The following is a 6,468-nucleotide window of genomic DNA, read 5'->3' as shown; positions in this document are numbered from 1 at the left end:
ATTAATTTGAAAAATTAAGCAATTAAAAAAATAGCTTAATTGATTTAAAGAAATTAATTAATTAAAAAAACTAAAAGAGGAGTATATTATGAAACTCAATGAACCCGTAAAAATATTCCCTGGTGCACAAGTAATCGGCGATGTTGAAATTGGTGAAAACTGTTCCATCTGGCATGGAGCAATTATTCGAGGAGATGTGGGACCTATAAGAATTGGTAAAGGCTCAAATGTTCAGGACAACTGTGTTTTGCACACTTCAGCAAACTTGACCCTTAAGATAGGGGACAATGTCTCCATTGGACATGGCGCTGTAGTTCACGGCTGTGAAATTGATGACAATGTTCTTATAGGAATGAATGCCACTGTATTGAATGGTGCCAAGATTGGAAAGAATTCAATTGTAGGTGCAGGTGCGGTGGTAAGTGAAAATAAGGAATTTCCAGAAAACAGCCTAATCTTAGGAGTTCCTGGAAAACTTGTTAAGGAAACTACACAAGAACAAAGAGACCATATCCTTTGGAATGCAAAACATTATGTCGAACTTGCAAATGAATACGATGATTAAATCATCTATTCATCAACTTTTTTTAAATTATTAATAAAACCATATTAATTACTATTAACTATCAAAGACTAATCATAAAAATCATTTTCAAAAAGAAGGTAAAATAATGAAAGCACGTAAAGCAGTAGAGGAATTGGACCCTTATGTTCCTGGAAGATCCAAAGAGGAAATTGCACAGGAATTTGGAGTGAAAAAAGAGGATATCATCAAATTGGGATCTAATGAAAACCCTTGGGGACCATCTCCAAAAGTAAAGGAAGCGATTGAAAAGGAACTTGCAAACATCAACAGATACCCTGAATCCAACTTGGAAGAACTTAAAAAAGAGTTTGCAAGATACTCCAATGTAAAGCCTGAACAGATCATTGTTGGCGGAGATGGGGCAGATGAAATTCTAGACACATTGGCAAAAACATTTATAGAACCTGGCGATGAGTTTATAGTTCCTTTACCTTCTTACATGTATTATGAATTCTTATTTAAGCCATATGGTGCTGTCCCAAATTATGCAAAGTGGAATCTGGAAACAAACACTTTGGATTTGGATTCCGTACTTGATGCAATCAATGAAAAGACAAAGATGCTCTTCTTATGCACTCCAAACAATCCAACCGGTGCATTAATCTCTCAAGATGACTTAAGGGTAATCTTGGATAAGACAAGCAAATCCAAAGGAGGACCATGTGATGCAGTGGTTGTAATAGACGAAGCATACTTTGAATACTCCCTAACTACCAATGTAAACCTTTTGGATGAATATGACAACATTTTCATTCTCAGAACAATGTCTAAAGTGATGGGACTTGCAGGAATGAGAATAGGCTATGGTATCTCAAGCAAGGAAATCATTGATTACATGCACAGAATAAAACCTGTCTTCTCACTTACAAAGCTTTCATATGTGGCTGCACTCACTACAATCAAAGATACAGAGTACATTGAAAAGTCCATTAAGGATGGAATAGAAAGCAGGGATTTCCTATATGATGAGATATCCAAGATGAAATCCGTAAAAGTCTATAAATCCTATTCCAACTTTATGCTAATCGACATTCACGATACCGGTTACACAGCAGCAGAAATCACAAGAGAATTCATGAAAAGAGGAATGATTGTAAGGGACTGCACTTCATTTAGAGGATTGGATGAGTATTATTTCAGAATAAGCATCTGTACTTTGGAAGAGGATAAGAAATTCCTAGAAGTGATGAGAGAAATCTTAAATGAATAATTTATAATGAAAATCATTTAAAATAGCCATAGCAAAAATAAGATTAAAGGTTTGATAAAATGGAATACAGCGTAACAGTCACATCATCAATTGAATATCCTAAAAATATGTCCTTTGTAATATTTTTAGCAAAATGTCCCCTCAGATGCCCTTACTGCAGCAATAGCGAGATATTGGAAGAGGGAACTGAAATCAGTTTGGAAGAGATTTATGAAAAGATTGATGATTCCGCACTATTCATGGATGCTGTTGTAGTTTCAGGTGGAGAGCCTTTAGTCCAATATGAAGATGTGATTGAAATCTTCAAGTATGTCAGATCAATTGGCCTTAAGACAAAATTGGACACAAGTGGAGTTTATCCGGACAGATTAAGAGAGATTCTGGATTTGGGATTGGTCGACTATGTGGCCATGGATATCAAGGCTCCATTTGACAAGTATGAAGAAGTGATCAATGCAGACATCGGGCAAAAGGTAAAGGAATCAATGGAAATCGTGAATGAATATGATGATATCACTTTAGAATGCAGAACCACATATTGCCCTAAATTGCTAACAGAAGAGGATCTCTTTACAATAGTCGAAGAGGTGGAATGCGACCTATACACAATTCAGCAATTCAGAAACAGATGCGTTTTGGATGAATCACTGGCAGAAGCCGAAGAGCCGAATCCTCATGACATGGAGGATATTGCAAAAAGAATCAAGGAAGCACATCCCGACCAAGACATTAATGTGAAAACTGCTGAATTCGGTCAAAGAAGCATTTAGATTAGACCATTCTAATAATTTTAATATTTTATATTCACTATTAATCCAATAATAAACTTAAAAATTATTTAAAATAAATAGATAAGTTTATTAATTTTTCAATAAAGATAATAATATAATTAAGATTAACTTAATTATTAATTCAAAGACTATTTTTACAAAAAGTCTCCGGAAAGGGTGATATCATGCCAATTATGTCCTTTGGAAGTCAGAACATCAATATAATCACAAATAAAAAGGCAATGACCATAAGGAAATTATGGAAAACCCCCTTAAAAGTTGGAGACAGGCTTCACTGCTATTGGAACTTGGCATCTAAGGAAAAGAAGAAGATTTTTGAAGCTGAAGTTATTGATGTTAAAACCGTACCTTTCAAGGAAATCAAGAATAACGATAAGTTAGCTCAGGAAGAAGGATACGAAGATGCAAGTGACATGGTCAGGGAATTCAAAAAAATGTATCCTAATGGAATCTCTGATGATGATCTCTTCCAAGTAATCTATTTTGAAAAACTGGACATAAACAAATGGAAAGGGGAAAAAATCGACCAGAAAGAGATGATTACCCAAAGGGCAGATATTCTTTTTGATACAGGAAAATATGACAAATCAGCATTATGCTACAATGCTGCATTGAAGATAGACCCTAATGACGTTTATCTTCTAAATAAGAAAGGGGACAATCTAAGCAGGTTAGACCGTTTTGATGAAGCCATTGAATGTTATGACAAGGCTTTGGAGATTGAAAGGGACAATGAGTACATTTGGAACAACAAGGCAATAGCTATGCTCAACTCCGGAAATATAGAAGAGGCTTTGGTTGCAAGTGACGGCGCATTGAATGCAAACCCAAACAATCCAGTTGTCCTTTACTGGAGAGGATTCATTTTAGAGATATTGGCTGAATTCGATAAGGCTTTGGAAGTCTATGACAAACTGATTACCATTGACAATTCCAATCCTGAAGTTTGGAATGCACGTGGAAATGTATTGACTGATATGGAAAGGCCTGAAGAGGCATTGGAATCCTATGATAAAGCATTGGAGCTATGTTTGGAAGATTCCGAAATAGACGCAACAGCACAGAACAGGAAAGGAAACGCACTATTGGACCTTGGTAGGTTTGAAGAGGCCATTGAATGTTATGACAAGGCAATAGAGCTCGAACCAAGAAACACATCATTCCTGCTAAACAAAGGTGTTGTATTGATGGAACTTGACAGATTCGATGAAGCAGAGATTCTCTTTACAAAAGTCCTTGCCATTGACCCATCAAATGATGACGCAAGAGTCCTAAAGATGGAATGTTTGGAAAATATGTAACTTTTTTTTAATTCTAATTTTCGATTAATTTAATCTAATTTTTTACTAATTTTTTACTAATTTTAACTACTTTTATAATTATTAATTGGTTTATGTAGATTATTGAATTAATAATAAATAAAAAATTGATTTGAATTAATTTAATTGAAATTATGATTAATTAAAAATATGTTTACTATCCATAACAATATTTTAATAATGGCTAAAATTAATATAATGAAATGAAAATTTATTGTGAAAAATAGAAAAAAGAAAGGAATTAAAAGAATCAAAAATAAAATTTTTAGAATCAATTAAACTCCAAGCCATCAACAACATCCACAAACTTATTCATCAAATCATAAGTTGTATTGATTGGCTCATAACAGAATGTTTCATAGTTTACTGTAGGAGTTCCAGCTTGTTCAACTGGCAATGTAATATAATGCGGACTTGACTGGGCACTTGGGAAATAATAAACCAGTTCTGGCATCTTATCTAAAATCTTTTGGACAAATACTTCAGACTTTTCATCCTTTCCCACTGCAAAGACAAAATTAGTCTCCTCATAGGTTCCTGAAACTGTTCCCTTATTGCTGTGAACATCTACAAAAAGATCATAATCATTGTTTATTATATGTGGAGCCACAAACTCTTGAGCAAGCAATTGCCCATCCATTCTACCTTCATCATCAGTGTTGTAATTAGTCACATTGATCTTGTAAATGTAATAACAATAATTTAAAGACTTATCCTTGGACTTTACAGTATCAAACAAAGCCTTATGGGCTTTGCTTTCCAATGGATGCATGCCTATTGAATAAGCTATCTTAATCTCTGAATTTGGATTCCCGAATGGCCCTAATAATTCTACAGACCCTAAATCATTCTCACCAAGCAACTGAGAATTTACACCAGAGGTATCAATCTTAGCCTCAGCGGTTGGCCCATCAGGATATGATTGATTGATGACAACACTATCATCATTAACTGCAATAAGACCTTCATTAGAATTATGCACAGATATTGCATAACCGAAGAAAACAATAGCTATCGCTAAGACAATCACTAAAATAAGAATTAATTTTGATTTCTTATCAGACAACATGTTTTAAAAAAAAAATAGTGATTAAAGAATCACCGAATGACTCTTTAATAAATAGATTCAATTATCCTTTATACTTCTCCACCAAACTGATTCCCCAATTGGCCATTTCATCAGCCTTTTCCTGAGAATCGGATTCAGCAAAACATCTAAAGATCGGTTCGGTACCGGAAGGTCTGATGATTACCCAACCGTCATCTTTCAAGATTTTAACTCCATCGGTTGTATCAAGCTCGAAATCAGTGGTCTCCTTGATTTCATCAGCTATCTTTGCCATGACTTCCTGTTTCAATCCATCAGGACATTCCACTTTAAGCTTTTCCTGGTAATAGACTGGAAGCTCTGCCACAAGTTCGGACAATGGCTTGTCTTCCTTAACAAGAATCTCAAGAATCTTAGCCACAGTCATGGCTGCATCTCTTCCATAGATAAAATCTGGGAAGATTAATCCGCCGTTTTCCTCTCCACCGAATAATCCATCGGTGTCCTTAAGCTTTCTTGCAACAAGGAGGTCTCCAACAGCAGTTGCTATCACTTCACCGCCGAACTCCTCTGCAATGTCATAAATGGCTTGGGAAGTGGCCACAGTGGTTACAATAATGCCTCCGCCATTTTCCTTTAACATATGCTTTTCAACAAGTGCAAAGGTCTTGTCACCTAAAATGAAGTTTCCTTTCTCATCAATGCAGATGGTTCTGTCGGCATCTCCATCATGAGCAAGGCCAATGTCTGCACCAAGGTTCTTAACGGTAGCAATGAGGTCCTGGAGGTTCGGTTCAATTGGTTCAGGGTCTCTTCCTGGGAAGAAACCGTCTGCCTGACAGTTGATGGTTGTCACTTCACATCCCAATTCCTTTAGGATATAAGGAGCTGTATAGGAACCTGCTCCTGAACCGCAATCGACAACAACCTTAATCTTTCTGTTTCTAATGGCTTCTGCATCAACCCTTTTTATGGTTTCTGCAATATACTCCTTGATTATGGTATCATTGGTAAAGCATTCACCGATTTTATCCCAAGATGCACGGTTTGGTTCTGAGTCAAAGTAGAGTTTTTCAACTTCAATTTCCATATCATCTGGAGTTCCTATACCGAACTCATCCACAAATTTCAAACCATTGTATTTTGGAGGATTGTGTGAAGCGGTTACAATGATTCCTCCATCGTAATAATTCCTTACGGCATATTGGATAGCAGGAGTTGGAAGGATTCCCAAATCCACAACATCACAGCCAGATGAAAGCAAACCTGCAGTGATTGCATACTTAAGCATTGGAGTGCTTGTTCTTGTATCTCCTCCAATGGCTACAGTACCTTGAACAATTGATCCGTAACTAGCAGCAAGACGTGATGCAAATTCCGGAGTCAATACATCATTTGCAGTTCTTCTTACACCAAATGTACCAAATAATCTTTTTTCCACCATTTTATGACCTTTTATAAAATTAATAAATAAATAATTAAATTGAATATAATTGAAAAAGCAATCAAATTAC

The 6,468-nt window shown here is 35.7% G+C and carries 6 protein-coding genes; 4 read left to right on the top strand and 2 right to left on the bottom strand.

Going from position 1 to position 6,468, the window contains the following annotated elements:
* Nucleotides 1–88 precede the first annotated feature (88 nt).
* The 4 genes from IJE13_RS07540 to IJE13_RS07525 all read left to right on the top strand — a co-directional run bounded on the left by IJE13_RS07540 (nt 89) and on the right by IJE13_RS07525 (nt 3,888).
* Nucleotides 89–565, top strand: coding sequence for a gamma carbonic anhydrase family protein (locus IJE13_RS07540; protein WP_292778896.1), 477 nt, complete (start codon nt 89–91; stop codon nt 563–565).
* A gap of 106 nt (nt 566–671) precedes the next feature.
* Entirely contained in the window at nt 672–1,796 is a 1,125-nt protein-coding gene (gene hisC / locus IJE13_RS07535; protein ID WP_292778894.1) for a histidinol-phosphate transaminase, read from the top strand.
* A 59-nt stretch (nt 1,797–1,855) separates the two neighbouring features.
* On the top strand, nt 1,856–2,566 hold the full coding sequence (locus IJE13_RS07530) for an anaerobic ribonucleoside-triphosphate reductase activating protein (protein ID WP_292778892.1): 711 nt from the start codon (nt 1,856–1,858) through the stop codon (nt 2,564–2,566).
* Nucleotides 2,567–2,751: 185 nt separating this feature from the next.
* Nucleotides 2,752–3,888: a tetratricopeptide repeat protein gene (locus IJE13_RS07525; protein WP_292778889.1), complete on the top strand. Its 1,137-nt coding sequence runs from the start codon at nt 2,752–2,754 to the stop codon at nt 3,886–3,888.
* Between the two features lie 289 nt (nt 3,889–4,177).
* On the opposite strand, the gene IJE13_RS07520 is transcribed toward IJE13_RS07525, so the two are convergent.
* Together IJE13_RS07520 and glmM are read right to left on the bottom strand one after the other, a co-directional pair.
* On the bottom strand, nt 4,178–4,975 hold the full coding sequence (locus tag IJE13_RS07520; protein WP_292778887.1) for an adhesin: 798 nt from the start codon (nt 4,973–4,975) through the stop codon (nt 4,178–4,180).
* Between the two features lie 61 nt (nt 4,976–5,036).
* Nucleotides 5,037–6,398, bottom strand: coding sequence for a phosphoglucosamine mutase (gene glmM / locus IJE13_RS07515; RefSeq protein WP_292778885.1), 1,362 nt, complete (start codon nt 6,396–6,398; stop codon nt 5,037–5,039).
* Nucleotides 6,399–6,468: the final 70 nt, after the last annotated feature.

It is taken from the genome of Methanobrevibacter sp. (assembly GCF_017410345.1).
Taxonomy (GTDB): Archaea; Methanobacteriota; Methanobacteria; order Methanobacteriales; family Methanobacteriaceae; genus Methanobrevibacter.
This window is presented reverse-complemented; position numbering and strand designations above follow the sequence as displayed.